20 protein-coding genes, 6 tRNA genes and 3 rRNA genes are annotated in these 26,742 nt (G+C 58.6%); 20 read left to right on the top strand and 9 right to left on the bottom strand.

Going from position 1 to position 26,742, the window contains the following annotated elements:
* Nucleotide 1 precedes the first annotated feature (1 nt).
* The 4 genes from ACZCWR_RS00685 to rpe all read right to left on the bottom strand — a co-directional run bounded on the left by ACZCWR_RS00685 (nucleotide 2) and on the right by rpe (nucleotide 3,894).
* Nucleotides 2-586: an aminodeoxychorismate/anthranilate synthase component II gene (locus ACZCWR_RS00685; protein ID WP_487301842.1), complete on the bottom strand. Its 585-nt coding sequence runs from the start codon at nucleotides 584-586 to the stop codon at nucleotides 2-4.
* Nucleotides 587-597: 11 nt separating this feature from the next.
* Nucleotides 598-2,094 carry an anthranilate synthase component I gene (gene trpE, locus ACZCWR_RS00680; RefSeq protein ID WP_487301841.1) on the bottom strand — a complete coding sequence of 499 codons (1,497 nt, stop codon included), beginning with the start codon at nucleotides 2,092-2,094 and terminating at the stop codon, nucleotides 598-600.
* 376 nt (nucleotides 2,095-2,470) lie between these two features.
* Nucleotides 2,471-3,208: a phosphoglycolate phosphatase gene (locus tag ACZCWR_RS00675; RefSeq protein ID WP_487301840.1), complete on the bottom strand. Its 738-nt coding sequence runs from the start codon at nucleotides 3,206-3,208 to the stop codon at nucleotides 2,471-2,473.
* A complete protein-coding gene (gene rpe / locus ACZCWR_RS00670; RefSeq protein WP_487301839.1) occupies nucleotides 3,205-3,894 on the bottom strand; it encodes a ribulose-phosphate 3-epimerase in 690 nt (229 codons plus the stop codon). Before rpe ends, ACZCWR_RS00675 begins: the two co-directional genes overlap by 4 nt.
* A 232-nt stretch (nucleotides 3,895-4,126) precedes the next feature.
* Here rpe and apaG point away from each other — a divergent pair, with 232 nt between their 5' ends.
* Nucleotides 4,127-4,501, top strand: coding sequence for a Co2+/Mg2+ efflux protein ApaG (gene apaG / locus ACZCWR_RS00665; protein WP_487301838.1), 375 nt, complete (start codon nucleotides 4,127-4,129; stop codon nucleotides 4,499-4,501).
* A 6-nt stretch (nucleotides 4,502-4,507) separates the two neighbouring features.
* Here the strand turns inward: apaG and ACZCWR_RS00660 are convergent, their stop codons facing one another.
* Nucleotides 4,508-4,678, bottom strand: a complete 171-nt coding sequence (locus tag ACZCWR_RS00660; RefSeq protein WP_487301837.1) for a hypothetical protein — start codon at nucleotides 4,676-4,678, stop codon at nucleotides 4,508-4,510.
* Here ACZCWR_RS00660 and mltA point away from each other — a divergent pair.
* A complete protein-coding gene (gene mltA / locus ACZCWR_RS00655; protein WP_487301836.1) occupies nucleotides 4,605-5,849 on the top strand; it encodes a murein transglycosylase A in 1,245 nt (414 codons plus the stop codon). The two genes, ACZCWR_RS00660 and mltA, sit on opposite strands and share 74 nt — an antisense overlap.
* On the opposite strand, the gene paaK is transcribed toward mltA, so the two are convergent.
* The 4 genes from paaK to paaN form a co-directional block, all read right to left on the bottom strand.
* Nucleotides 5,844-7,151, bottom strand: coding sequence for a phenylacetate--CoA ligase PaaK (gene paaK / locus ACZCWR_RS00650; protein ID WP_487301835.1), 1,308 nt, complete (start codon nucleotides 7,149-7,151; stop codon nucleotides 5,844-5,846). The two genes, mltA and paaK, sit on opposite strands and share 6 nt — an antisense overlap.
* Before the next feature lie 22 nt (nucleotides 7,152-7,173).
* Complete coding sequence (gene paaI, locus ACZCWR_RS00645; protein WP_487303201.1) at nucleotides 7,174-7,560, bottom strand: hydroxyphenylacetyl-CoA thioesterase PaaI; 387 nt, start codon at nucleotides 7,558-7,560, stop codon at nucleotides 7,174-7,176.
* Nucleotides 7,561-7,624: 64 nt separating this feature from the next.
* Nucleotides 7,625-8,416, bottom strand: a complete 792-nt coding sequence (gene paaG, locus ACZCWR_RS00640) for a 2-(1,2-epoxy-1,2-dihydrophenyl)acetyl-CoA isomerase PaaG (protein ID WP_487301834.1) — start codon at nucleotides 8,414-8,416, stop codon at nucleotides 7,625-7,627.
* 128 nt (nucleotides 8,417-8,544) lie between these two features.
* A complete protein-coding gene (paaN, locus tag ACZCWR_RS00635) occupies nucleotides 8,545-10,254 on the bottom strand; it encodes a phenylacetic acid degradation protein PaaN (protein ID WP_487301833.1) in 1,710 nt (569 codons plus the stop codon).
* Between the two features lie 140 nt (nucleotides 10,255-10,394).
* Between paaN and ACZCWR_RS00630 the strand changes: the two genes are divergently transcribed.
* From ACZCWR_RS00630 to rpoB, 18 genes are all read left to right on the top strand, one after another.
* Nucleotides 10,395-11,171, top strand: a complete 777-nt coding sequence (locus ACZCWR_RS00630) for an enoyl-CoA hydratase (RefSeq protein WP_487301832.1) — start codon at nucleotides 10,395-10,397, stop codon at nucleotides 11,169-11,171.
* Nucleotides 11,172-11,658: 487 nt separating this feature from the next.
* Nucleotides 11,659-13,190: ribosomal RNA gene (locus tag ACZCWR_RS00625) — 16S ribosomal RNA — on the top strand.
* Between the two features lie 91 nt (nucleotides 13,191-13,281).
* Nucleotides 13,282-13,358: transfer RNA gene (locus ACZCWR_RS00620), tRNA-Ile, on the top strand.
* Between the two features lie 20 nt (nucleotides 13,359-13,378).
* Nucleotides 13,379-13,454: transfer RNA gene (locus ACZCWR_RS00615), tRNA-Ala, on the top strand.
* A 302-nt stretch (nucleotides 13,455-13,756) separates the two neighbouring features.
* Nucleotides 13,757-16,643, top strand: a 23S ribosomal RNA gene (locus ACZCWR_RS00610).
* 135 nt (nucleotides 16,644-16,778) lie between these two features.
* Nucleotides 16,779-16,892, top strand: a 5S ribosomal RNA gene (rrf, locus tag ACZCWR_RS00605).
* The 16S, 23S and 5S rRNA genes sit together here with 5 tRNA genes alongside, the layout of an rRNA operon.
* Nucleotides 16,893-17,071: 179 nt before the next feature.
* Nucleotides 17,072-17,157 (top strand) — tRNA-Tyr (locus tag ACZCWR_RS00600).
* Between the two features lie 29 nt (nucleotides 17,158-17,186).
* A tRNA-Gly gene (locus ACZCWR_RS00595) sits at nucleotides 17,187-17,260 on the top strand.
* 16 nt (nucleotides 17,261-17,276) lie between these two features.
* A tRNA-Thr gene (locus ACZCWR_RS00590) sits at nucleotides 17,277-17,351 on the top strand.
* A 62-nt stretch (nucleotides 17,352-17,413) separates the two neighbouring features.
* Nucleotides 17,414-18,604 (top strand): elongation factor Tu, encoded by a 1,191-nt coding sequence (gene tuf, locus ACZCWR_RS00585; protein ID WP_487301824.1) that lies wholly within the window; start codon nucleotides 17,414-17,416, stop codon nucleotides 18,602-18,604.
* A gap of 67 nt (nucleotides 18,605-18,671) precedes the next feature.
* A tRNA-Trp gene (locus ACZCWR_RS00580) sits at nucleotides 18,672-18,747 on the top strand.
* Nucleotides 18,748-18,780: 33 nt separating this feature from the next.
* Nucleotides 18,781-19,161 carry a preprotein translocase subunit SecE gene (gene secE, locus ACZCWR_RS00575; protein WP_487301831.1) on the top strand — a complete coding sequence of 127 codons (381 nt, stop codon included), beginning with the start codon at nucleotides 18,781-18,783 and terminating at the stop codon, nucleotides 19,159-19,161.
* 1 nt (nucleotide 19,162) lies between these two features.
* Nucleotides 19,163-19,720 carry a transcription termination/antitermination protein NusG gene (gene nusG, locus ACZCWR_RS00570; protein WP_487301830.1) on the top strand — a complete coding sequence of 186 codons (558 nt, stop codon included), beginning with the start codon at nucleotides 19,163-19,165 and terminating at the stop codon, nucleotides 19,718-19,720.
* Between the two features lie 145 nt (nucleotides 19,721-19,865).
* The gene (gene rplK / locus ACZCWR_RS00565) at nucleotides 19,866-20,297 is read left to right on the top strand and encodes a 50S ribosomal protein L11 (RefSeq protein WP_244826443.1); all 432 of its coding nucleotides are present in this window, start codon (nucleotides 19,866-19,868) and stop codon (nucleotides 20,295-20,297) included.
* Nucleotides 20,298-20,996, top strand: a complete 699-nt coding sequence (gene rplA / locus ACZCWR_RS00560; protein ID WP_487301829.1) for a 50S ribosomal protein L1 — start codon at nucleotides 20,298-20,300, stop codon at nucleotides 20,994-20,996.
* A 303-nt stretch (nucleotides 20,997-21,299) separates the two neighbouring features.
* A complete protein-coding gene (gene rplJ, locus ACZCWR_RS00555; RefSeq protein WP_487303200.1) occupies nucleotides 21,300-21,794 on the top strand; it encodes a 50S ribosomal protein L10 in 495 nt (164 codons plus the stop codon).
* 90 nt (nucleotides 21,795-21,884) lie between these two features.
* On the top strand, nucleotides 21,885-22,259 hold the full coding sequence (gene rplL, locus ACZCWR_RS00550) for a 50S ribosomal protein L7/L12 (protein ID WP_035511392.1): 375 nt from the start codon (nucleotides 21,885-21,887) through the stop codon (nucleotides 22,257-22,259).
* A gap of 368 nt (nucleotides 22,260-22,627) precedes the next feature.
* The gene (rpoB, locus tag ACZCWR_RS00545) at nucleotides 22,628-26,734 is read left to right on the top strand and encodes a DNA-directed RNA polymerase subunit beta (protein WP_487301828.1); all 4,107 of its coding nucleotides are present in this window, start codon (nucleotides 22,628-22,630) and stop codon (nucleotides 26,732-26,734) included.
* The last annotated feature ends 8 nt before the right edge of the window (nucleotides 26,735-26,742 follow it).

Genomic DNA, 26,742 nt, shown 5'->3' with positions numbered 1-26,742 from the left:
TTCACGCTCGTTTGCCCGTCGAAGTGCTTTTCACGAAGTTTTCCAGCAGCGCATGGCCATGCTCGGAAAGAATCGATTCGGGATGGAACTGCACGCCTTCCACTTCCAGTTCACGGTGACGCACACCCATGATTTCACCGTCCGGCGTCCACGCAGACACTTCCAGACAGTCCGGCAACGTGTCGCGTTCGATTGCCAGCGAGTGATAGCGAGTGACGTTGAAGTGTTTCGGCAGATCGGAGAACACACCGCGACAGTCGGTTTCGATCTCGCTGACTTTGCCGTGCATGATGGTCTGCGCGCGGACCACGCGCCCGCCGAACGCTTCGCCGATGGCCTGATGGCCGAGGCACACACCGAGAATCGGCAGCTTGCCGGAGAATTCGCGCAGCACGTCCAGCGTGATGCCCGCGTGCTGCGGATTGCTCGGTCCCGGCGACAGACAAATGCGCGCGGGTTCGAGCTTCGCGATTTCATCGAGCGTGATTTCGTCGTTGCGGAAGGTGCGCACGTCCTCGCCGAGTTCGCCGAAGTACTGGACCAGGTTGTAGGTGAAGGAATCGTAGTTGTCGATCATCAGCAGCATGGTCGTTCTCCTCAGAAGTCGCTGTCGAGGCCGTCTTGGACCTGCTCGGCGGCGCGCAACACGGCGCGCGCCTTGTTCTCCGTCTCTTGCCATTCGGATTCCGGCACCGAATCCGCGACGACGCCCGCCGCCGCCTGAACATAGAGATTGCCCTTGTGAATCAGGCCGGTGCGGATCGCAATGGCCAGATCCATCTCGCCGCTGAACGACAGATAGCCGACTGCGCCACCGTACAAACCGCGCTTGACCGGCTCCAGTTCGTCGATCAGTTCCATCGCGCGGACTTTCGGGGCGCCGGAAAGCGTGCCCGCCGGGAACGTCGCGCGCAGCACGTCGAAATTGCTCACGTCGGGCTTGAGCTTGCCTTCCACCGAACTCACGATGTGCTGAACATGCGAGTATTTTTCGATGATCATCTGATCCGTCACCGCGACCGAACCTGTCTTCACGATGCGGCCCACGTCGTTGCGCGCGAGGTCGATCAGCATGACGTGTTCGGCGATTTCCTTCGGATCGTTAAGCAATTCGGTGGCGAGTTCGGCATCGCGCTCGGGCGTATTACCGCGCGGACGCGTGCCGGCCAGCGGACGAATCGTCACGATGCGATCTTCCGCGCGCTTTTCCTGACGCACGAGAATTTCCGGCGACGCGCCGACCACGTGTACATCGCCGCCGAAGTTGTAGTAGTACATGTACGGCGACGGATTCAGCGAACGCAGCGCGCGATACAGCGACAGCGGATTGTCGCGGAACGGCTTGATGAGCCGCTGGCCGACCTGCACCTGCATCAGTTCGCCCGCCGCGATGTATTCCTTCGCGCGGCGCACGGCGTTGAGGTAGTCCTCTTTCTTGAACTCGCGGTACGTTTCAGTGCGCACGCTTGCGGAAGTCACCGGTGGCTGAACCGTCACGCGCAGACGCGTGCGCAGTTCGCGCAGACGGTGTTTTGCCTTCGCGTAGGCTTCCGCCTTGGTCGGGTCTGCGTAAACGATCAGATAGAGCTTGCCCGCGAGATTGTCGATGACCGCGACTTCTTCGGTCAGCAGCAATTGAATGTCGGGCAGGTTGAGATCGTCGGTCGGCGCGCTGTTCGCGAGCTTCTTTTCGATGTAGCGCACCGCGTCGTACCCGAAGTAACCGGCAAGACCGCCGCAGAAACGCGGCAGGCCCGGACGCATCGCCACCTTGAAGCGTTTCTGGAATTGCTCGATGAACGCGAGCGGATCGCCTTCGTCCGTCTCGATCACCTTGTCATCCGTGATGACCTGCGACACGCCGTTCTGCACACGAACGCTCGTGCGCGCCGGCAGACCGATGAACGAGTAGCGCCCGAAACGCTCGCCGCCCACGACGGATTCCAGCAGGAACGAGTTCGCGCCATTGCGCTCGGGCTGCGCGAGCTTGAGGTAAAGAGAGAGCGGCGTTTCGAGGTCGGCGAGCGCTTCGGCAATCAGCGGAATGCGGTTATAGCCTTCGTTCGCCAGCGATTGGAATTCGAGTTCGGTCATGTTGCGTTCCTTGGGCAATGCGCGCGATGGGTTGAGGCGCGGCATCGGGAAGAGCGGGGCGCTGCGGTCGGTCGAATTTCGTGATGATCGCATACGGCGCTTCCGCCGCTTCGATTCTGCAAAGCGGGGAAGTGTGACTCGACGTGGCTTGCGTGCATCGGCGAACGATGCGCGCGGGAGCGAACCTCGAAGTACAGCGAATCAACGAAAACGGCGCGGATGTGCGCAGCGAAACAAAAAACGGATGCTGAAGCGGGATCACGCATGATGGCTTCAGCGAACCTCGGGCGAGGTTAGCGCGACCAGCGACGCCAGGGCCAGGCTCCCCGGTCGATGCTGCTCAGACTCCGTTTTCTGTTGAGAAACATGGATGGACTTATTCAGTCAGTGTGGTGTCGGGCGATGCCAAGGTGGCGGCAATCGCGATTGCTGCGGTGCGCAGCGTGGAAACTATACCATCGGATTTCACCGATTGCACAGGTTTGCCGTGATTGTAGCCATAGGGCACGGTAAGCGTGGCAAGCCCGGCGGCGCGGCCTGCAAGTGCATCGTTCTCCGAATCGCCGATGGCTACCGCCTCGCGCGGCAAGACGTCCAGACGCTCGCACGCGGTGAGCATCGGCAGTGGATCGGGCTTCTTCGCGGGCAACGAATCGCCGCCGAGAATCACCTTGAAATGATCCGCGATGCCGAAGTGCGCGAGCAATTCCACGGCGAAGCGATGCGGCTTGTTCGTCACGCATGCGAGCGGAATGCCGAGTTCGCGCAGCGCGGCGAGCCCTTCCTTCACTTCGGGATAGAGCGTCGAGAATTTGCCGTTGATCTTCGCGTATTCGCTTTGATAGATGGCGAGGGCATCGTCGAACTGAGCGACGGCTTGTGCTGGCGACAAACGCACCGCGAGCACGCTGCGAATCAGGTTCTCCGAACCCTTGCCGATATAGTCCGTGACTTCCTCTCGCGTCACCGGCCGCTCGATGCCCACGCGCGCAAGCATGCCATTGAGCGCGGCGGTGAAGTCTTCGACGGTATCGACCATCGTGCCGTCGAGATCGATGATCGCCGCGCGGATGGGCCGGTTCACGAACGGTTGTGCTGTCGTGGCGTCGCTCATCGGTTCGCCTCGGCTTGCGCCAGTTCCGCGCGCATCTCGGCGATCACCGCCTTGTAATCGTGCTTGCCGAAAATCGCCGAACCCGCGACGAACGTGTCCGCGCCCGCTTCCGCGATCTCGCGAATGTTCTCCACCTTCACGCCGCCATCCACTTCGAGATGGATCGAACGACCGGTCCGTTCACGGTACGCGTCGATGCGCGTGCGCGCCTCGCGCACCTTGTTGAGCGCCTCGGGAATGAACGATTGGCCGCCGAAACCCGGATTCACCGACATGATGAGCACCAGATCGACCTTGTCCATGACGTGATCGAGCCAGTTGAGCGACGTCGCTGGATTGAACACGAGCCCCGCCTTGCAACCGTGATCGCGAATCAGCGAGAGCGTGCGGTCCACGTGAACCGACGCTTCCGGATGAAAACTGATGATATTCGCGCCGGCTTTCGCGAAGTCAGGCGCGATGCGGTCCACCGGCGTCACCATCAAGTGCACGTCGATGGGCACAGTCACGTGCGGGCGAACCGCCTCGCAAATCATCGGACCCATCGAAAGATTCGGCACGAAATGGTTGTCCATGACGTCGAAATGTATCCAGTCGGCGCCCGCTGCGACGACGTTTCGGACTTCTTCGCCTAGGCGCGCGAAATCCGCGGACAGGATGCTGGGTGCGATATGAAATTGCGTCATGGACGTAGTACCGGCTGGGGTTTTCGGCCAGAAAGCAGCCTTTGATATGGAAAGCCGATTTTACCCCGCCATTTTCGATGGCGTGACTCAGCCGAACGGCCTAGGACCGTCAGAAAAATTTGGGTTCGGCCAAAGCGATGGTTTGTCCCGACGCGATACGGGCCAATGCATTGTTGCGATGGTTGGCGTCATCAAGGAGAATGCGTCACGAGCAGCGACAAGTGGAAGAACGATGAGCCAGTACGAACTAACCGTTTCCGTCGAGACGCGCTATCTGTTGGACCAGTCGGACCCCGACAGCCGGCAGTACGCGTTCGCTTATACGCTGACGATCCGCAATACCGGCCAGGTGGCGACGCAATTGATCTCGCGGCACTGGATCATCACGGACAGCGACGGCAAGGTGCAGGAAGTGAAAGGGCTGGGCGTGGTCGGCCATCAGCCGCTCATTCCGCCCGGCGAGCAATTCGAATACACCAGTTGGGCGGTGATCGCGACGCCCGTGGGCACCATGCGCGGCGAGTATTTCTGCGTGGCGGAAGATGGTGAGCGCTTCGAGGCGCCGGTTGCGGAGTTCGCGCTGCACATGCCGCGCACGCTGCATTAGCGCTATTTAACGGCGCTTTGCCGCATCGTCCGTTTGGGTTGCGCGGCTTTGATTCTGCCTTTGGTGCTTCTTCTTGCCCGACGTCGTCCACACGACGATAAAGATGAGCAACCCGAGCGCAACCAGCGCTTCGAGCGCGAAAATCAGCATTGGATATTCGTCGAACAGATCTGACATGGCGGTTCCCATCAAGAACGAGCATTGTATGCGTTTCGCGCGCCGCGCCGCGCGCACGGCAGTCTGGGCTGTATCGATCGCGACGGCGGTTTTTTTGGCTTCGTGCGGCGGTGGCGGGTATGTCAAACCATCGAACACGACGGCGGGCGCATCGGGCGGCGCGCCGATCATTGCTGGACAACGTGCTTCGTCGCGGCTGACTGCTGTTAGCTGGCAGCAAGTTCCCGGCTGGCAGGACGATTCGTTGATCGGCGCGGCGGCAGCGCTGCGTCAGAACTGCAACCGGCTGGCGCGTCAAAGCAACTGGCAGAGGGCATGCGCGGCAGCCCAGCGGCTGGACGACCTCGATATGTCGGCGGCGCGCAGTTTCTTCGAGACTTACTTCACGCCGTTTCAGCTTGCCAATACGGACGGCACGCTCGATGGGCTCGTGACCGGCTACTACGAACCGCTTCTGCATGGCTCGCGCACGCGGCACGGGCCGTATCAATATGCGCTGTATCGTTGGCCGTATCGCTATAAGCAGGGTTCGCCGTTGCCCGTGCGTGCGCAACTCGAACGTTCAGGCGTTTTGGCCGGAAACGAACTCGTTTGGGTCGATGACCCCATCGAAGTGTTCTTTCTTCAAGTGCAGGGTTCCGGCCGCGTTTTGATGGAAGACGGCAGCGTGATGCGCGTGGGTTTCGGCGGGACCAACAACCAGCCTTACCGTTCGATCGGCCGCGAATTGCTCGATCGCGGCGAACTCACGCCCGCGCAGGCGACCATGCAGGGCATCAAGGCATGGGCGAAGGCCAATCCCGCGCGCGTCGATGCCTTGCTCGACGTGAATGCGCGTTTCGTGTTCTTCCGCGAGATGCCCGCGAACGATCCGCTGGACACGAGCATTGGCGATGGTCCGATTGGCGCGCTCGGCGTGCCGCTCACGCCCGAACGTTCGATCGCGGTCGATCCTTCCGCGATTCCGCTCGGCACGCCGGTGTTCTTGCAAACCACGCGACCCTTGAGTAATCAGCCGATGAACCGCCTCGTCTTCGCGCAGGATACCGGCACGGCAATCAAGGGCGGCGTGCGCGCCGATTACTTCTGGGGTCTTGGCGATGACGCTGGCGACCTCGCCGGCCGCATGAAGCAGGGCGGCCGCATGTGGCTGCTGATGCCGAATTCATGACCCGCGCGGATTGCGTTTGTCGATCACGCGCCGCGCCTTGCCGACCGAACGCTCGATTCCATTCACCGCCAGCACGTCGATGATCGCGCTCACGCCGATCATCGCCTTGATGTCGTAAGCTAGCGCATCGCGCGCGTTGTCGAGCGCAGCCCGGTCGAGCGCGAATTCCGGGCACGGCTCCACGTTCAGCGTGAGCACATCGAGCGGACCGTCTTTCGTCAACACGATCTGATAGTGAGGCGCGAGCACCGGCCGCTTGAGCAGCAGTTCCTCGATCTGGGTCGGAAACACGTTCACGCCGCGCACGATCATCATGTCGTCCGAGCGGCCCGTGATTTTTTCCATGCGGCGCATGGTGCGGGCGGTGCCGGGCAAGAGGCGCGTCAGATCGCGCGTTCGATAGCGGATGATCGGCAACGCTTCCTTCGTGAGCGACGTGAACACCAGTTCGCCGAATTCGCCATCGGGCAGCACTTCGCCGGTATCGGGATCGACGATCTCCGGATAGAAGTGGTCTTCCCAGATCGTCGGGCCGTCCTTCGTTTCGGCGCACTCGGACGCGACGCCCGGACCCATCACCTCCGACAGACCATAGATATCGACCGCGTCGATGCCCATGCGCTGTTCGATTGCATGCCGCATGTCGTTCGTCCACGGCTCCGCGCCGAAGATGCCGACGCGCAGCGAACAGTTAGCCGGATCGACGCCCTGACGCTCAAGCTCGTCCGCGATCGACAGCATGTAGCTGGGCGTGACCATGATGATGTCGGGACGGAAATCGCAGATCAACTGCACTTGCTTTTCGGTCTGACCGCCGCCGAATGGAATGACCGTGAGCCCCGCGCGCTCCGCACCGTAGTGCGCGCCGAGCCCGCCGGTGAAGAGGCCGTAACCGTAACTCACATGTACCTTGTCACCGCGACGCGCCCCCGCCGCTCGAATGGAACGCGCCACGAGATTCGCCCAAGTGTCGACGTCCTGCGCCGTGTAGCCGACAACGGTTGGCTTGCCCGTCGTGCCCGACGACGCATGAATGCGCGACACGCGATCCTGCGGCACCGCGAACATGCCGAACGGATAGCTGTCGCGTAGATCCTGTTTGGTCGTGAACGGAAAACGCGCGAGGTCCGGGAGCGAACGAACATCTTCCGGATGCACGTTCGCTTCGTCGAACTTGCGTCGATAGACCGGCGAGTTTTCGTACGCGTGTTTGAGCGTCCATTTCAACCGCTCTAGTTGAAGCGCGACGAGTTCATCGCGGCTTGCTTTTTCGATCGCTTCGAGCGGCAGCGGTGTGGTCATCGTTTGTCTCCTGACTGCGACGCTAAACAGGGATCACCGTGCCTCGTATCTGCGCAGACTTGCCGCGAAACATGGCGACCGTTTCGCCTTCGCGATTGGTCAGGCGGATGTCGTAAATGCCCGTGCGTCCGCTCACTGTCTGCTCGATCGCTTCGGCCGTCAGCCGGTCGCCGCCCTGCACCGGACGCAGGAATTCGATCGAGCAACCCGCCGCGACCGTGCTGATGTTGTACGAGTTGCACGCAAAGGCGAACGCGGAATCCGCGAGCGTGAACATCAGGCCACCGTGACAAATCTTGTGGCCGTTCAGGAAGTCGTCGCGCACGTTCATTTGCAGGCGCGCATAGCCGGGCCGCACTTCCACGACTTCGATGCCGAGCGCGCGCGAGCATGCATCGGCTTCGTACATGGCTTGCGCGGTGGCTTCCGCGAGTTCTTGAGGGGTCACGAATGCTTCTCCAATGAGCGCGAAATCACAGACCTTCGAAACGTGGCGCGCGCTTTTCCTTAAACGCGGCCACACCTTCGATGTAATCCGGCGATGCGCCGAGTTCGCGCTGAAGATCGCGTTCGAGGTTGAGTTGATCGCTGAACGTGTTGTTCGCGCTCGCCCGAGTCGCGCGTTTGATGGCCGCGACCGCGCGCGCAGGCTGTTGCGCGAGTTGTGCGGCGAGTTGCGCGGCGGCTTGCTGCAACTCGCCGTCTTCCACCACGCGCCACACAACGCCCCAGTTCTCTGCCTTCTTCGCGCTCAGCTTGTCGCCCGTGAGTGCAAGCCCGAGCGCCCGCGCTTCGCCGACACGGCGCGGCAAAAGCCACGTCCCGCCTGAATCTGGCACCAGACCGATTTTCACGAACGCCTGAATGAAGCTCGCCGAGCGCGCAGCGATGACGAGATCGCAGGCCATCGCCAAGTTCGCGCCTGCACCGGCCGCAGTGCCATTCACCGCGGCGATTACCGGCAGCGGGAGCGCTTCGAGCCGTCTCACGAGCGGATTGAAGTGATCGTCGATCAACTGTCCGAGGTCGGACATCGAACCGGGCGTGAAGTCGAGATCGGCCAGATCCTGACCCGCGCAAAAGCCGCGTCCCGCGCCCGTGACGACGAGCGCGCGCGCCGTGCTCGCCTCGACTTCCGTGAGCGCATCACTCAATTCGCGATGCATCGCGCGCGTGAAGCTGTTGAGCTTGTCGGGGCGGTTGAGCGTGATCGTCGCGACGTGTGTTTCGCGATCGATTTGAAGCAGGACGGACTGCTCGGACATGAGATCTCCTTCGCGACCGATGCGCGTTGAACTTGTCACCTGCCGATACTAGCTGCGCGACGAACTGTTTTCCATTCGGCCGAATGGCATAGGCCGAAAGCACTTTTCTTACGCGATGTCGTTTTGGCCTATGCCGTTTGGCCGACTTCCGGCGACGCGGCTTTCGGTGCAACATGAACGCGACTTTGAACGACACGAAAGCGATTGGCGACGAACGCTGCATCGGACAACGCCGCGTTGGCCGCCGGATTCGCGCCCGTGCCGTGGTAGTCCGAGAACGCTGCCGTCTGGTTCACGAACACGCCACCGGTGAGGTTGATCGAAAGCGCGACGCCGCCGCGAATCGCGGCTTCGTGCGCGGCGTCGATCACGGCGTCGTCGGTGCTGTACACGGAGAAGGAGAGCGCGCCGTGCGTCTGCGCGATCGATCCCGCGAGTTCCAGCGATTGCGCGGTGGAATCTGTGGCGACGACGAACGCGATCGGGCCGAACCATTCCTTCGTGTATTTGGCTTCGTCGCGACGTGCGTCGAGTTTGAGCATGAGCGGGGTAAGCACGCGCGCGTCGGGGAATGCAGGGTGCGTCAGCGACTTGCTTTCCAGGAGCACGTCGCCGAGTTCGCGCGCGTCGGCGATATGCTGCTTCACGCCGTCGTTCTGGATCGCGCCAGTGAGTTCGACGGCCTTGGCCGGGTCCGATGTGAGTTTTTCGACGGCGTTTGCCAGTGCTTTTGCCACGTCATCGAAACCGAGATGGCCTTCGGCGGTGCGGATGCCATCGCGCGGTACGTAGATGTTTTGCGGCGCCGTGCACATCTGCCCGGAATAAAGGGCGAGCGAGAAAGCGATATTGCGCGCGACGGCTTTGAGATCGTCCACGGAATCGATGACGATCTGATTGACGCCGGCTTTTTCGGTGTAGACCTGCGCCTGATGCGCGTTGCGTTCGAGCCAGGTGCCGTTTTGCGTGCTTCCGGTGAAATCGATCAGCTTGATCTCGGGGCGTGTCGCGAGCGACTGTACGAGTTCGCCGTCGTTCGGCTCGGTTGCGAGCAACGTGACGACATTCGGATCGAAACCGGCTTCGCGCAAAACCTCACGCGCGATGCGAACGGTGATGGCCATCGGCAAGATCGCGCCGGGATGCGGTTTGACAATGACGGCGTTGCCCGTCGCGAGATCGGCGAACAGACCGGGGTAACCGTTCCACGTCGGGAACGTGCAGCAACCGAGCACGAGCGCCGTGCCGCGCGGAACGATGGTGAAGCGCTTGTGCATGGCGAGTGGCGGATTCTTGCCCTGCGGCTTTTCCCAATGCGCCTCGGACGGAACACGACGCAGTTGGTCCCATGCATACACGACGGCCTCCAGCGCACGGTCTTGCGCGTGCGGACCGCCCGCCTGGAATGCCATCATGAAGGCCTGACCGGTCGTGTGCATCACGCTATAGCCAATCTCGAAGCTCGCGCGATTGATGCGGGACAGGATTTCAAGGCTCACGCCGACCCATGCTTGCGGGCCGGCAGCGCGCCAGTTTTTCTGCGCTTCGGCAGCGGCTTTGATGAGTGCGTCCGGATCGGCTTTCGGATAGCGAACACCGAGTTCGATTCCGAACGGCGAGCGTTCGCTGCCTACGGTTTCGCCGGTCGTCGGTTGATCGAGTTCGAAGGTCTTTCCCAGATGCGCCTTGAACGCTGCTTCACCATCCGCGTTGGCGGTTTCCCCGTACACTTTGGGACTCGGCATTTCGGCAAACGGGCTCCAGTAGCCGCGCGTTTCGATGGCGGCGAGGCCTTGTTCGAGCGTCGCCTGATGCTTCGTGAAGAGCGGATATGTCATGGTCGCAAGCGGATGAACGTTAAGAAAACGGCGGGTCGATAAATTAACCGACCGGTTGGTTTGGTAATGTTAGCATTATCGAGATGGGACGACGAAGTCTTTTCATTAGGGCTTACCTTGAGGATCGAAAGGAGGAGTTAATGGCATACGAGAATCTGCTGGTCGAGACGCGCGGGCGGGTGGGACTGATCACGCTGCATCGTCCAAAAGCATTGAACGCGCTGAACGATGCTTTGATGGACGAACTCGGGGCAGCGTTGAAGGCGTTCGATTCAGACGAAGACATCGGCGCAGTCGTGCTCACCGGCAGCGAAAAGGCGTTCGCGGCAGGGGCGGACATCGGCATGATGGCCAAGTACAGCTATATGGATGTCTACAAGGGCGATTACATCACCCGCAATTGGGAGACGATTCGCTCGATTCGCAAGCCGATCATTGCCGCGGTGGCGGGATTTGCGCTCGGAGGTGGATGTGAATTGGCAATGATGTGCGACATCATCATTGCCGCTGAGACAGCGAAATTCGGGCAACCGGAAATCAAGCTCGGCGTCATTCCTGGTGCGGGAGGAACACAGCGCTTGCCGCGCGCGGTGTCCAAAGCCAAGGCGATGGACCTTTGTCTGACCGCTCGCATGATGGATGCGCAGGAAGCGGAACGGGCGGGATTGGTGTCGCGGGTTGTGGCGGCGGACCGTTTGCTCGATGAAGCCATCGAAGCGGCCACGATCATCTCGGCCTTTTCGCTACCCGCCGTAATGATGGCGAAGGAGGCGGTCAATCGCGCCTACGAGACAACGCTCGCTGAAGGGGTGAACTTCGAGCGCCGCCTGTTCCATTCGCTTTTCGCGACCGAGGATCAAAAGGAGGGCATGGCCGCGTTTGTGGAGAAGCGGAAGCCCGACTTCAAACATCGCTGAATTTTCCCGTCGACACCCCTTGCGCGGCGCGCGCCGAGCCACTAGAATTCCGTTCCTTCGCGATTCAACGAACGCGAAGGGAAGCGGGAAAGGGCGGTTTGGTTGGAGGTGTCGGGCAAAAGGTGGTTTGAAGCGCTCGACAGGTTCTCAGGTGAATAAAGTTTCAAAAACCTGTTGACACTCCCCGAAACGTTGTTCATAATCTCGTTTCTCTGCTGCTGATGCAGCGACGCAGAACGGTCCGGGTGGTGGTGAAGTGGTTCCGGGCGGTGTGCGATGTGCTCTTTAAAAACTAACAGCCGATAAGTGTGGGCGCTTGATGCGAGTGCGGTTTCAGTCTTTCGGGGCTGGAGCAAAAGCAAAAGTATCAAGAGTCTCACACGAAGTATAGAGGAAGGTTATTTCATCTTAGGATGGAAGCAATCATCGTCAGTACGTTGAGTGAGCGACCGGTTCTTAACGGAACCGAAAAACAGTAACAGGGTTTGAACTGAAGAGTTTGATCCTGGCTCAGATTGAACGCTGGCGGCATGCCTTACACATGCAAGTCGAACGGCAGCACGGGGGCAACCCTGGTGGCGAGTGGCGAACGGGTGAGTAATACATCGGAACGTGTCCTGTAGTGGGGGATAGCCCGGCGAAAGCCGGATTAATACCGCATACGATCTACGGAAGAAAGCGGGGGATCGCAAGACCTCGTGCTAGAGGGGCGGCCGATGGCAGATTAGCTAGTTGGTGGGGTAAAGGCCTACCAAGGCGACGATCTGTAGCTGGTCTGAGAGGACGACCAGCCACACTGGGACTGAGACACGGCCCAGACTCCTACGGGAGGCAGCAGTGGGGAATTTTGGACAATGGGGGCAACCCTGATCCAGCAATGCCGCGTGTGTGAAGAAGGCCTTCGGGTTGTAAAGCACTTTTGTCCGGAAAGAAAACCTACCTGTTAATACCGGGTGGGGATGACGGTACCGGAAGAATAAGCACCGGCTAACTACGTGCCAGCAGCCGCGGTAATACGTAGGGTGCGAGCGTTAATCGGAATTACTGGGCGTAAAGCGTGCGCAGGCGGTCTGTTAAGACCGATGTGAAATCCCCGGGCTTAACCTGGGAACTGCATTGGTGACTGGCAGGCTTTGAGTGTGGCAGAGGGGGGTAGAATTCCACGTGTAGCAGTGAAATGCGTAGAGATGTGGAGGAATACCGATGGCGAAGGCAGCCCCCTGGGCCAACACTGACGCTCATGCACGAAAGCGTGGGGAGCAAACAGGATTAGATACCCTGGTAGTCCACGCCCTAAACGATGTCAACTAGTTGTTGGGGATTCATTTCCTTAGTAACGTAGCTAACGCGTGAAGTTGACCGCCTGGGGAGTACGGTCGCAAGATTAAAACTCAAAGGAATTGACGGGGACCCGCACAAGCGGTGGATGATGTGGATTAATTCGATGCAACGCGAAAAACCTTACCTACCCTTGACATGGTCGGAAGTCCGCTGAGAGGTGGATGTGCTCGAAAGAGAACCGGCGCACAGGTGCTGCATGGCTGTCGTCAGCTCGTGTCGTGAGATGTTGGGTTAAGTCCCGCAACGAGCGCAACCCTTGTCCTTAGTTGCTACGCAAGAGCACTCTAGGGAGACTGCCGGTGACAAACCGGAGGAAGGTGGGGATGACGTCAAGTCCTCATGGCCCTTATGGGTAGGGCTTCACACGTCATACAATGGTCGGAACAGAGGGTTGCCAAGCCGCGAGGCGGAGCCAATCCCAGAAAACCGATCGTAGTCCGGATCGCAGTCTGCAACTCGACTGCGTGAAGCTGGAATCGCTAGTAATCGCGGATCAGCATGCCGCGGTGAATACGTTCCCGGGTCTTGTACACACCGCCCGTCACACCATGGGAGTGGGTTTTACCAGAAGTGGCTAGTCTAACCGCAAGGAGGACGGTCACCACGGTAGGATTCATGACTGGGGTGAAGTCGTAACAAGGTAGCCGTATCGGAAGGTGCGGCTGGATCACCTCCTTTCTCGAGCTTCGCACGAAGGTACTGGGTGTTCGCACACAGTACCGTGCATTCAAGCGCTCACGCTTATCGGCTGTTGTAGAAGACAGGCTAAGGGTCTGTAGCTCAGTCGGTTAGAGCACCGTCTTGATAAGGCGGGGGTCGTTGGTTCGAATCCAACCAGACCCACCACGAGTCGGGATGTATGACAGGGGGGATTAGCTCAGCTGGGAGAGCACCTGCTTTGCAAGCAGGGGGTCGTCGGTTCGATCCCGTCATCCTCCACCACGCATGACCTTTGAGTCTTCAATGCACAGCGTTCGACCCCGAGCGCTGTGCATTGGCGACTGTAGCCAGTTGATGTCGCGGGCAGTGAAGTAGCTTGTCGGCTAAACGTTCTTTAACAATCTGGAAGAAGTAGTAGAGAGATGCACTGAAAGCACTTAGAGATGGGTGTGAGTAGGGGCATCAGGGTAGTGATTGTATCGAGTATGAAAAGTGATCTTAAATGATGACTTGGAATACGGCACAACGCGAATACTCAGCCTATAGCGGGACGTGACAAGCGCAAGCAGACACACTCGTTATAGGGTCAAGCGAACAAGTGCATGTGGTGGATGCCTTGGCGATCACAGGCGATGAAGGACGCGGTAGCCTGCGAAAAGCGGAGGGGAGCTGGCAAACGAGCTTTGATCCTCCGATATCCGAATGGGGAAACCCGGCCCGTATGGGTCATCCTAAGCTGAATACATAGGCTTAGCGAAGCGAACGCGGTGAACTGAAACATCTAAGTAACCGCAGGAAAAGAAATCAACCGAGATTCCCAGAGTAGTGGCGAGCGAAATGGGATCAGCCTGTACCTTTTATCTGTATTGTTAGTCGAAGGCGCTGGAAAGCGCGGCCATAGCAGGTGATAGCCCTGTAGACGAAAACAGTATGGAAGAACTAGGGGTACGACAAGTAGGGCGGGACACGTGAAATCCTGTCTGAAGATGGGGGGACCATCCTCCAAGGCTAAATACTCGTGATCGACCGATAGTGAACCAGTACCGTGAGGGAAAGGCGAAAAGAACCCCGGGAGGGGAGTGAAATAGATCCTGAAACCGCATGCATACAAACAGTCGGAGCCTGGAAACGGGTGACGGCGTACCTTTTGTATAATGGGTCAGCGACTTACGTTCAGTAGCGAGCTTAACTGATTAAGGCAGGCGTAGCGAAAGCGAGTCCGAACAGGGCGATCAGTTGCTGGGCGTAGACCCGAAACCAAGTGATCTATCCATGGCCAGGTTGAAGGTGCGGTAACACGTACTGGAGGACCGAACCCACTAACGTTGAAAAGTTAGGGGATGAGCTGTGGATAGGGGTGAAAGGCTAAACAAACTTGGAAATAGCTGGTTCTCTCCGAAAACTATTTAGGTAGTGCCTCGTGTATCACCTTCGGGGGTAGAGCACTGTCATGGTTGTGGGGTCCATTGCGGATTACTACGCCATAGCAAACTCCGAATACCGAAGAGTGCAATCACGGGAGACAGACATCGGGTGCTAACGTCCGGTGTCAAGAGGGAAACAACCCAGACCGCCAGCTAAGGTCCCCAAGATTGGCTAAGTGGGAAACGAAGTGGGAAGGCTAAAACAGTCAGGAGGTTGGCTTAGAAGCAGCCACCCTTTAAAGAAAGCGTAATAGCTCACTGATCGAGTCGTCCTGCGCGGAAGATGTAACGGGGCTCAAGCCAGTCACCGAAGCTGCGGATACACGTTGAAAGACACGTGTGTGGTAGGAGAGCGTTCCGTAAGCCTGCGAAGGTGCGTTGAAAAGCGTGCTGGAGGTATCGGAAGTGCGAATGCTGACATGAGTAGCGATAAAGGGGGTGAAAAGCCCCCTCGCCGTAAGCCCAAGGTTTCCTACGCAACGTTCATCGGCGTAGGGTGAGTCGGCCCCTAAGGCGAGGCAGAAATGCGTAGCTGATGGGAAGCAGGTCAATATTCCTGCACCATTGTTAGATGCGATGGGGGGACGGATCGCGGAAGGTTGTCCGGGTGTTGGACGTCCCGGTCGCTGCGTTGGAGAAGGCACTCAGGCAAATCCGGGTGCGTAATTCAAGGGCGTGGCGCGAGCTCCTTCGGGAGCGAAGCAATTGGAAGTGGTTCCAAGAAAAGCCTCTAAGCTTCAGTCTAACGATGACCGTACCGCAAACCGACACAGGTGGGCGAGATGAGTATTCTAAGGCGCTTGAGAGAACTCGGGAGAAGGAACTCGGCAAATTGGTACCGTAACTTCGGGATAAGGTACGCCTCTGTAGCTTGACTGGCCTGCGCCAGGAGGGTGAAGAGGTTGCAATAAACTGGTGGCTGCGACTGTTTAATAAAAACACAGCACTCTGCAAACACGAAAGTGGACGTATAGGGTGTGACGCCTGCCCGGTGCCGGAAGATTAAATGATGGGGTGCAAGCTCTTGATTGAAGTCCCGGTAAACGGCGGCCGTAACTATAACGGTCCTAAGGTAGCGAAATTCCTTGTCGGGTAAGTTCCGACCTGCACGAATGGCGTAACGATGGCCACACTGTCTCCTCCCGAGACTCAGCGAAGTTGAAGTGTTTGTGATGATGCAATCTCCCCGCGGCTAGACGGAAAGACCCCATGAACCTTTACTGTAGCTTTGCATTGGACTTTGAACCGATCTGTGTAGGATAGGTGGGAGGCTATGAAACGTGAACGCTAGTTTGCGTGGAGCCGTCCTTGAAATACCACCCTGGTTTGTTTGAGGTTCTAACCTTGGTCCGTGATCCGGATCGGGGACCGTGCATGGTAGGCAGTTTGACTGGGGCGGTCTCCTCCCAAAGTGTAACGGAGGAGTACGAAGGTACGCTAGGTACGGTCGGAAATCGTGCTGATAGTGCAATGGCATAAGCGTGCTTAACTGCGAGACCGACAAGTCGAGCAGGTGCGAAAGCAGGTCATAGTGATCCGGTGGTTCTGTATGGAAGGGCCATCGCTCAACGGATAAAAGGTACTCTGGGGATAACAGGCTGATACCGCCCAAGAGTTCATATCGACGGCGGTGTTTGGCACCTCGATGTCGGCTCATCTCATCCTGGGGCTGTAGCCGGTCCCAAGGGTATGGCTGTTCGCCATTTAAAGAGGTACGTGAGCTGGGTTTAAAACGTCGTGAGACAGTTTGGTCCCTATCTGCCGTGGGCGTTGGATATTTGAAGGGGGCTGCTCCTAGTACGAGAGGACCGGAGTGGACGAACCTCTGGTGTACCGGTTGTCACGCCAGTGGCATCGCCGGGTAGCTATGTTCGGAAGAGATAACCGCTGAAAGCATCTAAGCGGGAAACTCGCCTTAAGATGAGATATCCCCGGGGCTTCGAGCCCCTTGAAGGGTCGTTCCAGACCAGGACGTTGATAGGTCAGGTGTGTAAGTGCAGTAATGCATTGAGCTAACTGATACTAATTGCCCGTAAGGCTTGATCCTATAACCAGTGTGTTTGCGTCTCCTCAGGAGCCAACACTGGCGAGTACAGCGTGTGTGATCAATCACCACCCGAATTCAATACTGCTTCTTCCCAGATTGGTTGTGTGCCCCCAAGGCCCGCAACAACAAGTCATGCCTGATGACCACAGCGAGTTGGTACCACCCCTTCCCATCCCGAACAGGACCGTGAAACGACTCCACGCCGATGATAGTGCGGATCTCCCGTGTGAAAGTAGGTAATCGTCAGGCTCCTCTCTCGTTAAGCGAGATACAAAAACCCCACCTCAAGCAGGTGGGGTTTTTGCGTTTGTCTTCATGGCGCGATATGGCAATCTTTTCTCGCTTATAAGTGAGAGCATCGATTGTTTCGAGTCGTACGAAAGGCTTGACAACCGAGTGTTGTTACCCCATAATCGATAGTTCTCTGCGGAGGGGTGCCCGAGTGGCTAAAGGGGGCAGACTGTAAATCTGTTGGCTTACGCCTACGTTGGTTCGAATCCAACCTCCTCCACCAGAATTCAAGCGGTAGGGAATCCAGCCCATGCGGGTGTAGCTCAATGGTAGAGCAGAAGCCTTCCAAGCTTATGACGAGGGTTCGATTCCCTTCACCCGCTCCAGAGTCGCTTTTGTTGTGCCCATGTGGCTCAGTGGTAGAGCACTCCCTTGGTAAGGGAGAGGTCGGCAGTTCGATCCTGCCCATGGGCACCAGTTGTATCAGTCCAGTAAGTTGCGCGCGGCGCAAGGTGCGAAAATCCTGTTAGGAGTCGAAAATGGCCAAAGGTAAATTCGAGCGGACCAAGCCGCACGTGAACGTGGGCACGATCGGTCACGTTGACCACGGCAAGACCACGCTGACGGCAGCGATCACGACGGTGTTGACCAAGAAGTTCGGCGGCGAAGCGAAGGCATACGACCAGATCGATGCGGCGCCGGAAGAAAAGGCACGTGGTATCACGATCAACACCGCGCACGTCGAGTACGAAACGGCTAACCGCCACTACGCACACGTCGATTGCCCGGGCCACGCCGACTATGTGAAGAACATGATCACGGGCGCGGCGCAGATGGACGGCGCAATTCTCGTGTGTTCGGCCGCTGACGGCCCGATGCCGCAAACGCGTGAGCACATCCTGCTGGCGCGTCAGGTCGGTGTGCCGTACATCATCGTGTTCCTGAACAAGTGCGACATGGTGGACGACGCCGAGCTGCTCGAACTCGTCGAAATGGAAGTGCGCGAACTCCTGTCGAAGTACGACTTCCCGGGCGACGACACGCCGATCGTGAAGGGTTCGGCCAAGCTCGCGCTGGAAGGCGACACGGGCGAGCTGGGCGAAGTGGCAATCATGAGCCTGGCCGACGCACTGGACACGTACATCCCGACGCCGGAGCGCGCAGTCGATGGCGCCTTCCTGATGCCGGTGGAAGACGTGTTCTCGATCTCGGGTCGCGGCACGGTGGTGACGGGTCGTATCGAGCGCGGTGTGGTGAAGGTTGGCGAGGAAATCGAAATCGTCGGTATCAAGACGACGGTGAAGACCACTTGCACGGGCGTGGAAATGTTCCGCAAGCTGCTCGACCAAGGTCAGGCAGGCGACAACGTCGGTATCCTGCTGCGCGGCACGAAGCGCGAAGACGTGGAGCGTGGCCAGGTGCTGGCCAAGCCGGGTTCGATCACGCCGCACACGCACTTCACGGCTGAAGTGTACGTGCTGAGCAAGGACGAAGGCGGCCGTCACACGCCGTTCTTCAACAACTACCGTCCGCAGTTCTACTTCCGCACGACGGACGTGACGGGCTCGATCGAGCTGCCGAAGGACAAGGAAATGGTGATGCCGGGCGACAACGTGTCGATCACGGTCAAGCTGATCGCTCCGATCGCCATGGAAGAAGGTCTGCGCTTCGCTATCCGTGAAGGCGGTCGTACCGTCGGCGCTGGTGTCGTCGCGAAGATTATCGAGTAAGAGCCAGAGATCTTTTCGATAGTCCGTGTTTTCGGGGTCGGCGAAATCCGTCGGCCCCAAATGGTTTAGGGGTATAGCTCAACTGGCAGAGCGTCGGTCTCCAAAACCGAAGGTTGGGGGTTCGATTCCCTCTGCCCCTGCCAAATTCTCGCGCCAAGTGCGCTGCTTAAGGTGTTATGGCGAATCCTTCCGTCGAAACTGTAAATACTTCCGGCGACAAGTTGATGTTGGTGGCGGGCGTATTGTTGGTCTTGGCCGGATTCGTGGGTTTTTTCTGGCTAAGTGGCCAAGAGTGGTATGTCCGAGGTGCTGCCCTTGCTGTGGGTGTGGTCGCCGGTGTTGCTGTCGGACTGCTCTCGGCGCCGGGCAAGGGCTTCATCGCTTTCGCCAAGGACTCGTACAAGGAAGTTCGCAAAGTCGTCTGGCCGACTCGCAAAGAGGCGACGCAGACCACTTTAGTCGTCTTCGCATTTGTGTTGATCATGGCCATTCTTCTCTGGCTTAGCGATAAGTCGATAGAATGGGTGATTTTCTCGGCGATTCTAGGTTGGAAATGATATGAGCGAAAGTCCAACATCCCCGAGCGGAAAGCGTTGGTATGTGGTGCACGCCTATTCCGGCATGGAGAAGAGCGTGCAACGTGCGCTTCAGGAGCGTATTGATCGGGCTGGCATGCAGGATCAGTTTGGTCAGATCCTCGTGCCGACAGAAGAAGTGGTCGAAGTAAAGGGTGGCCATAAATCGGTTACCGAGCGTCGTTTCTTCCCGGGATACGTCTTGGTCGAAATGGAAATGACGGACGAGACATGGCACCTGGTCAAGAACACAGCCAAGGTGACAGGTTTCGTTGGTGGAGCACGTAATCGTCCTAGCCCCATCTCGCCGCGTGAAGTCGAAAAGATCATGTCGCAGATGCAGGAAGGCGTCGAAAAGCCAAGGCCAAAGACGCTTTTCGAGGTTGGCGAAATGGTTCGCGTGAAAGAAGGTCCGTTCACCGACTTTAACGGCAATGTCGAAGAAGTGAACTACGAGAAGTCCAAGGTTCGTGTGTCAGTCACGATCTTCGGGCGATCGACGCCGGTTGAACTTGAATTCGGCCAAGTTGAAAAGACTTGATGAAATACGTCGCGCGTGGCTTTCGGGTCATCGCGCGATTCGCGCTTACGGTCCGCGCATGACCGTTGAGGAGCGTTAGTAGGCATTTTGTCGAACGCGCGCTATCACTCACCGAACGCTCACGCGTTCAGCAGAGGTTTTCAAAATGGCAAAGAAAATCATCGGCTTTATCAAGCTGCAGATTCCTGCAGGTAAAGCCAACCCGTCGCCGCCGGTCGGTCCGGCACTGGGCCAGCGCGGCTTGAACATCATGGAGTTCTGCAAGGCGTTCAACGCGCAGACTCAGGGCATGGAGCCGGGTCTTCCGGTGCCGGTGGTCATCACGGCATTCGCGGACAAGAGCTTCACGTTCATCATGAAGACGCCGCCGGCTACCGTTCTGATCAAGAAGGCAGCCAAGGTCGACAAGGGTTCGGCGAAGCCGCATACCGACAAGGTCGGCAACATCACCCGCGCTCAAGCGGAAGAAATCGCGAAGACTAAGATGCCGGATCTTACGGCAGCTGATCTGGATGCCGCCGTGCGTACGATCGCCGGCAGCGCGCGTTCGATGGGCATCACTGTGGAGGGCGTGTAAATGGCTAAGCTTTCTAAGCGCCTTCAGGCATTCGCGAACAAGGTCGACCGTCAGAAGCTGTATCCGGTCGACGACGCACTCGCTTTAGTAAAAGACTGTGCAAGCGCCAAGTTCGACGAGTCGATCGACGTTGCCGTGCAACTCGGCATCGATGCGAAGAAGTCGGATCAAGTGGTTCGTGGTTCCGTCGTTCTGCCGGCGGGCACGGGCAAGTCGGTTCGCGTGGCAGTGTTCGCGCAAGGCGACAAGGCCGAGCAAGCACGCGCGGCAGGTGCGGACGTCGTTGGCATGGAAGACCTGGCTGAGCAAGTCAAGGCAGGTAACCTGAATTTCGACGTCGTGATTGCTTCGCCGGACACGATGCGTGTTGTCGGTACGCTGGGTCAGATTCTCGGCCCGCGCGGCCTGATGCCGAACCCGAAGGTCGGCACGGTCACGCCGGACGTCGCTCAGGCAGTGAAGAACGCCAAGGCTGGTCAGGTTCAATTCCGCGTCGACAAGGCCGGTATCATTCACGGCACCATCGGTCGCGCTTCGTTCGAGCCGGCACGTCTGCGTGAAAACCTTGCAGCGCTGGTCGATGCATTGAACAAGGCCAAGCCGGCAACGAGCAAGGGCGTGTACCTGCGCAAGATCGCCGTGTCCAGCACGATGGGCGTGGGCGTTCGCGTGGACCAATCCACGCTGGCGCAACAGTAAAGAATTGCGGTGCGACCTACGGGTCGCATCTCTAAAGGGCTTTGGGCGGTTGCAAAGTTGTAGTTCTGAGCTAAGCAACCGGTTGTCAAAGACCGTTGGTGGTGATGTAGCAGGTAGACATCGCCTTAATTCAAGCCAACGCAGATGGCGAACCCGAAACAGTTTTGCAGTGGTTGAAGTCGGTTGTCGATCGTCGCAGAGGCGGTCACTGATCGATCGAAATACTCCTAACAGTCGGACGCCGTTATCGAACGTGGTGCATGAGGGTTGTTCCCCGAGTGCATCGAATCTGGAGGTTTAACCGTGCCACTGAACAAAGAAGATAAGCAGGCAGTCGTCGCTGAAGTCGCCGCGCAAGTCGCGAAGGCTCAGACGATGGTGCTCGCTGAGTATCGTGGGATCACGGTTGGCGATCTGACCAAGCTGCGCGCGAAAGCGCGTGAGCAACAGGTGTATCTCCGCGTGTTGAAGAACACGCTGGCGCGTCGCGCCGTCGAAGGTACCCCGTTCGCTTCGCTGGCTGAGCAGATGACCGGTCCTCTGATCTACGGCATCTCGGAAGATGCCATTGCCGCTGCCAAGGTCGTCAACGACTTCGGCAAGAGCAATGACAAGTTGATCATCAAGGCTGGTTCCTACGAAGGCAAGGTGATGGACAAGGCAGGCGTGCAAGCGCTGGCCAACATCCCGAGTCGCGAAGAACTGCTCTCCAAGCTGCTGTTCGTTATGCAAGCACCTGTTTCCGGCTTTGCGCGCGCTTTGGCTGCGCTGGCTGAAAAACAGGGCGAAGCTGCCTAACGGTTACGGTCAGGCTTGGGCGCTAGTCGCTTAAGTTAGGTATTGGCTAGATCGCTAGCTCGATCCGAATTCAATCTAGGAGTATTTCACATGGCAATCGCAAAAGAAGACATCCTCGAAGCCGTTGGCTCGATGTCGGTCCTCGAACTGAACGAGCTGGTCAAGGCGTTCGAAGAAAAGTTTGGCGTGTCGGCAGCTGCTGTTGCAGTCGCTGGCCCGGCTGGCGGCGGCGCTGCTGCTGCTGTTGAAGAGCAAACCGAATTCACCGTGAACCTGCTCGAAGTGGGCGCAAACAAGGTTTCCGTGATTAAGGCTGTTCGCGAACTGACGGGTCTCGGCCTGAAGGAAGCGAAGGATCTGGTCGACGGTGCACCGAAGCCTGTCAAGGAAGCGGTGCCGAAGGCGGCTGCTGAAGAAGCGAAGAAGAAGCTGGAAGAAGCAGGCGCGAAGGCTGAAATCAAGTAAGTTTTTCGGCGCTATGCGAAGGCTGGCGGTTTTTCACCGCCGGCCTTTTTGTGCTTTGTGGGGATGCAGTTTTTATGCTTGCGCGCAAGCATATATGTCCTCACAGAAGCCAAAGAGAACGGTCGGATCGGCACAAAATTCCGGCGGTTCTCTTTGTCTTCTGAAGCGACTGCAGAAGGCAAGTTTGGTCGGGTAGCGGGAAACACAGGCATCCGCTGCCGTCAGCCAGCGGTTGGTAGCGGCCAACCACCAAGCTTCTAGACTCGCGCGTCCTCCCCGGACAACCGCGTGGGTCTCAGTCGGTGAACACCGGGCCGTGTCGTCGAGGTATCCCGCCTCGGTAACGCCCGCCGTGATTCGGAGATCGTATGCAATATTCCTTCACCGAGAAGAAGCGTATTCGCAAGAGTTTCGCGAAACGCCCCATCGTTCACCAAGTGCCGTTTTTGCTGGCGACCCAGCTCGAATCATTCAGCACCTTCCTGCAAGCAGACACGAACTCCACGCAGCGCAAGGCAGAAGGCCTGCAGGCAGCTTTTTCATCTGTTTTTCCGATCGTCTCGCACAATGGCTTCGCGCGGCTGGAGTTTGTCAGCTACATGCTGTCGTCGCCCGCGTTCAACATCAAGGAATGCCAGCAGCGCGGTCTGACGTACTGCTCGGCCCTGCGCGCGAAAGTGCGTCTGGTTTTGCTCGACAAGGAATCGCCGAGTAAGCCGGTCGTCAAGGAAGTCAAGGAACAGGAAGTGTACATGGGCGAAATTCCGCTCATGACGCCGACGGGTTCGTTCGTCATCAACGGAACGGAGCGCGTGATCGTCTCGCAGCTCCACCGTTCGCCGGGCGTGTTCTTCGAGCACGACAAGGGCAAGACGCATAGCTCGGGCAAGCTGCTGTTCTCGGCGCGGATCATTCCCTACCGTGGTTCGTGGCTCGATTTCGAGTTCGACCCGAAGGACGTGCTGTACTTCCGCGTCGACCGTCGTCGCAAGATGCCGGTCACGATTCTGCTCAAGGCCATCGGCATGACGCCGGAGCAGATCCTCGCGAACTTCTTCGTGTTCGACAACTTCCAGTTGATGAGCGAAGGCGCGCAGATGGAATTCGTTCCCGAGCGCCTGCGCGGCGAAGTTGCGCGCTTCGATATCAACGACCGTGACGGCAACTTGGTCGTCGCGAAGGACAAGCGCGTCAACGCGAAGCATATCCGCGACCTCGAAAACGCCAAGACGAAGTTCATCTCGGTGCCCGAGGACTACCTGCTCGGCCGCGTGCTGGCGAAGAACGTCATCGATCCGGAAACGGGCGAAGTGATCGCGAACGCCAACGAAGAAATCACGGAAACGGTTCTCGAAAAGCTGCGCGAATCGAAGGTCAAGGATATCCAGACGCTCTATACGAACGATCTGGACCAAGGTCCGTACATTTCCTCGACGCTGCGTATCGATGAAACCGCAGACCGCATGGCTGCGCGCATCGCGATCTACCGCATGATGCGTCCGGGCGAGCCGCCGACCGAAGAAGCGGTCGAGGCGTTGTTCAACCGTCTGTTCTACAGCGAAGAAGCGTACGACCTGTCGAAGGTCGGCCGCATGAAGTTCAATCGCCGCGTGGGCCGTGATGAAATCGTCGGCCCGATGACGCTGCAGGACGACGACATCCTCGCGACCATCAAGATTCTGGTCGAATTGCGGAACGGCAAGGGCGAAGTGGACGATATCGACCACTTGGGTAATCGTCGCGTGCGTTGCGTCGGCGAACTGGCGGAAAACCAGTTCCGCGCGGGTCTCGTGCGTGTCGAACGTGCTGTCAAGGAACGTCTCGGCCAGGCAGAAAGCGAAAACCTGATGCCGCACGATCTGATCAACTCGAAGCCGATTTCGTCGGCCATTCGCGAGTTCTTCGGTTCGTCGCAGTTGTCGCAGTTCATGGACCAGACCAACCCGCTGTCGGAAATCACGCACAAGCGCCGTGTTTCCGCACTCGGGCCGGGCGGTTTGACGCGTGAACGCGCAGGCTTCGAAGTGCGTGACGTGCACCCGACGCACTATGGTCGCGTGTGCCCGATCGAAACGCCGGAAGGTCCGAACATCGGTCTGATCAACTCGCTCGCGCTGTACGCGCACCTGAACGAATACGGCTTCCTCGAAACGCCGTATCGCAAGGTGGTCGATAGCAAGGTGACGGACCAGATCGACTATCTGTCGGCGATCGAAGAAGGCCGTTACGTGATCGCGCAGGCGAACGCGGCTGTCGGCGAAGACGGTACGCTGACCGACGAGCTGGTGTCCTCGCGTGAAGCGGGCGAAACCATGATGGTCACGCCGGACCGCATCCAGTACATGGACGTGGCGCCGTCGCAGATCGTGTCGGTGGCGGCATCGCTGATTCCGTTCCTCGAACACGATGACGCGAACCGCGCGTTGATGGGTTCGAACATGCAGCGTCAGGCCGTGCCGTGTCTGCGTCCGGAGAAGCCGGTCGTCGGAACGGGTATCGAGCGCACGGTCGCGGTCGACTCGGGTACGACGGTTCAGGCGTTCCGTGGTGGGGTGGTGGATTACGTCGATGCGGGCCGTATCGTGATTCGCGTGAACGACGAAGAAGCCGTGGCCGGCGATGTCGGCGTGGACATCTACAACCTCATCAAGTACACGCGTTCGAACCAGAACACGAACATCAACCAGCGTCCGATCGTGAAGATGGGCGACAAGGTCTCGCGCGGCGACGTGCTGGCCGACGGCGCCTCGACGGATCTGGGCGAGCTCGCGCTCGGTCAGAACATGCTGGTCGCGTTCATGCCGTGGAACGGCTACAACTTCGAAGACTCGATCCTGATCTCGGAAAAGGTCGTGGCGGATGACCGTTACACGTCGATCCACATCGAAGAACTGAACGTCGTTGCTCGCGATACCAAGCTCGGACCGGAAGAAATCACGCGCGATATTTCGAATCTCGCGGAAGTTCAACTCGGCCGTCTGGACGAGTCGGGCATCGTGTACATCGGCGCGGAAGTGGAAGCGGGCGACGTGCTGGTCGGCAAGGTCACGCCGAAGGGCGAAACCCAACTGACGCCGGAAGAAAAGCTGCTGCGCGCGATCTTCGGCGAAAAGGCATCCGATGTGAAGGATACGTCGCTGCGCGTGCCCTCGGGCATGAGCGGCACGGTGATCGATGTGCAAGTGTTCACGCGCGAAGGCATCACGCGTGACAAGCGCGCACAACAGATCATCGACGATGAACTGAAGCGCTATCGCCTCGATTTGAACGATCAGCTCCGTATCGTGGAAGGCGATGCGTTCTCGCGTCTCGCCCGCATGCTGAACGGCAAGGTCGCGAACGGCGGTCCGAAGAAGCTGGCGAAGGGCACGAAGATCGATCTTCCGTACCTCGAAGACCTCGATCACTACCACTGGTTCGACATCCGCCTGGCGGACGAAGAAGCAGCGGCGCAGCTCGAAGCCATCAAGGACTCGATCGAACAGAAGCGTCACCAGTTCGACCTCGCGTTCGAAGAAAAGCGCAAGAAGCTCACGCAAGGCGACGAACTGCCGCCGGGCGTGCTCAAGATGGTCAAGGTGTATCTCGCGGTCAAGCGTCGTCTGCAGCCGGGCGACAAGATGGCCGGCCGTCACGGTAACAAGGGTGTCGTGTCAAAGATCGTGCCGATCGAAGACATGCCGTACATGGCCGATGGCCGTCCGGCAGACGTCGTGCTCAACCCGCTCGGCGTGCCGTCGCGGATGAACGTGGGTCAGATTCTCGAAGTGCATCTGGGCTGGGCCGCGAAGGGTCTGGGCTGGCGGATCGGCGAAATGCTGCAGCGTCAGGCGAAGATCGAAGAAATGCGCGCGTTCCTCACGCAGATCTACAACGAGTCGGGCCGCCAGGAAGAGCTGGAAAGCTTCTCCGACGACGAAATCCTCGAACTCGCACGGAATCTGCGCGAAGGCGTGCCGTTCGCGACGCCGGTGTTCGACGGCGCGACCGAAGAGGAAATGGGCCGCGCGCTTGATCTGGCTTATCCGGACGACATCGCGACCAACCTCGGCATGAACTCGTCAAAGAACCAGGTGCAATTGCGCGATGGCCGCACGGGCGAACCGTTCGAGCGCAAGGTCACGGTCGGCTACATGCACTATCTGAAGCTGCACCACTTGGTCGACGACAAGATGCACGCGCGTTCGACCGGTCCGTACTCGCTCGTCACGCAGCAGCCGCTGGGTGGTAAGGCGCAGTTCGGTGGCCAGCGTTTCGGTGAAATGGAAGTGTGGGCGCTCGAGGCGTATGGCGCATCGTATGTGCTGCAGGAAATGCTGACGGTCAAGTCGGACGACGTGACAGGCCGGACGAAGGTTTATGAGAACCTCGTCAAGGGCGATCACGTGATTGACGCGGGCATGCCGGAATCCTTCAACGTGTTGGTGAAGGAAATCCGCTCGCTCGGTATCGATATCGATCTGGACCGCAACTAATCGGACTA

Source organism: Caballeronia sp. A2-2 (genome assembly GCF_057612605.2).
This window is presented reverse-complemented; position numbering and strand designations above follow the sequence as displayed.

What these genes read in the sequence shown, in the direction of transcription:
- mltA (WP_487301836.1), top strand. Translation starts at nt 4,605, where the DNA reads ATGAGCAACCCGAGCGCAACCAGCGCTTCGAGCGCGAAAATCAGCATT.
- nusG (WP_487301830.1), top strand. Translation starts at nt 19,163, where the DNA reads ATGAGCGAAAGTCCAACATCCCCGAGCGGAAAGCGTTGGTATGTGGTG.
- rplL (WP_035511392.1), top strand. Translation starts at nt 21,885, where the DNA reads ATGGCAATCGCAAAAGAAGACATCCTCGAAGCCGTTGGCTCGATGTCG.
- paaG (WP_487301834.1), bottom strand. Translation starts at nt 8,416, where the DNA reads ATGTCCGAGCAGTCCGTCCTGCTTCAAATCGATCGCGAAACACACGTC.
- paaI (WP_487303201.1), bottom strand. Translation starts at nt 7,560, where the DNA reads ATGTACGAAGCCGATGCATGCTCGCGCGCGCTCGGCATCGAAGTCGTG.
- apaG (WP_487301838.1), top strand. Translation starts at nt 4,127, where the DNA reads ATGAGCCAGTACGAACTAACCGTTTCCGTCGAGACGCGCTATCTGTTG.
- rplK (WP_244826443.1), top strand. Translation starts at nt 19,866, where the DNA reads ATGGCAAAGAAAATCATCGGCTTTATCAAGCTGCAGATTCCTGCAGGT.
- ACZCWR_RS00660 (WP_487301837.1), bottom strand. Translation starts at nt 4,678, where the DNA reads ATGTCAGATCTGTTCGACGAATATCCAATGCTGATTTTCGCGCTCGAA.
- trpE (WP_487301841.1), bottom strand. Translation starts at nt 2,094, where the DNA reads ATGACCGAACTCGAATTCCAATCGCTGGCGAACGAAGGCTATAACCGC.
- ACZCWR_RS00630 (WP_487301832.1), top strand. Translation starts at nt 10,395, where the DNA reads ATGGCATACGAGAATCTGCTGGTCGAGACGCGCGGGCGGGTGGGACTG.
- ACZCWR_RS00675 (WP_487301840.1), bottom strand. Translation starts at nt 3,208, where the DNA reads ATGAGCGACGCCACGACAGCACAACCGTTCGTGAACCGGCCCATCCGC.
- tuf (WP_487301824.1), top strand. Translation starts at nt 17,414, where the DNA reads ATGGCCAAAGGTAAATTCGAGCGGACCAAGCCGCACGTGAACGTGGGC.
- ACZCWR_RS00685 (WP_487301842.1), bottom strand. Translation starts at nt 586, where the DNA reads ATGCTGCTGATGATCGACAACTACGATTCCTTCACCTACAACCTGGTC.
- rpe (WP_487301839.1), bottom strand. Translation starts at nt 3,894, where the DNA reads ATGACGCAATTTCATATCGCACCCAGCATCCTGTCCGCGGATTTCGCG.
- paaN (WP_487301833.1), bottom strand. Translation starts at nt 10,254, where the DNA reads ATGACATATCCGCTCTTCACGAAGCATCAGGCGACGCTCGAACAAGGC.
- rpoB (WP_487301828.1), top strand. Translation starts at nt 22,628, where the DNA reads ATGCAATATTCCTTCACCGAGAAGAAGCGTATTCGCAAGAGTTTCGCG.
- secE (WP_487301831.1), top strand. Translation starts at nt 18,781, where the DNA reads ATGGCGAATCCTTCCGTCGAAACTGTAAATACTTCCGGCGACAAGTTG.
- paaK (WP_487301835.1), bottom strand. Translation starts at nt 7,151, where the DNA reads ATGACCACACCGCTGCCGCTCGAAGCGATCGAAAAAGCAAGCCGCGAT.
- rplA (WP_487301829.1), top strand. Translation starts at nt 20,298, where the DNA reads ATGGCTAAGCTTTCTAAGCGCCTTCAGGCATTCGCGAACAAGGTCGAC.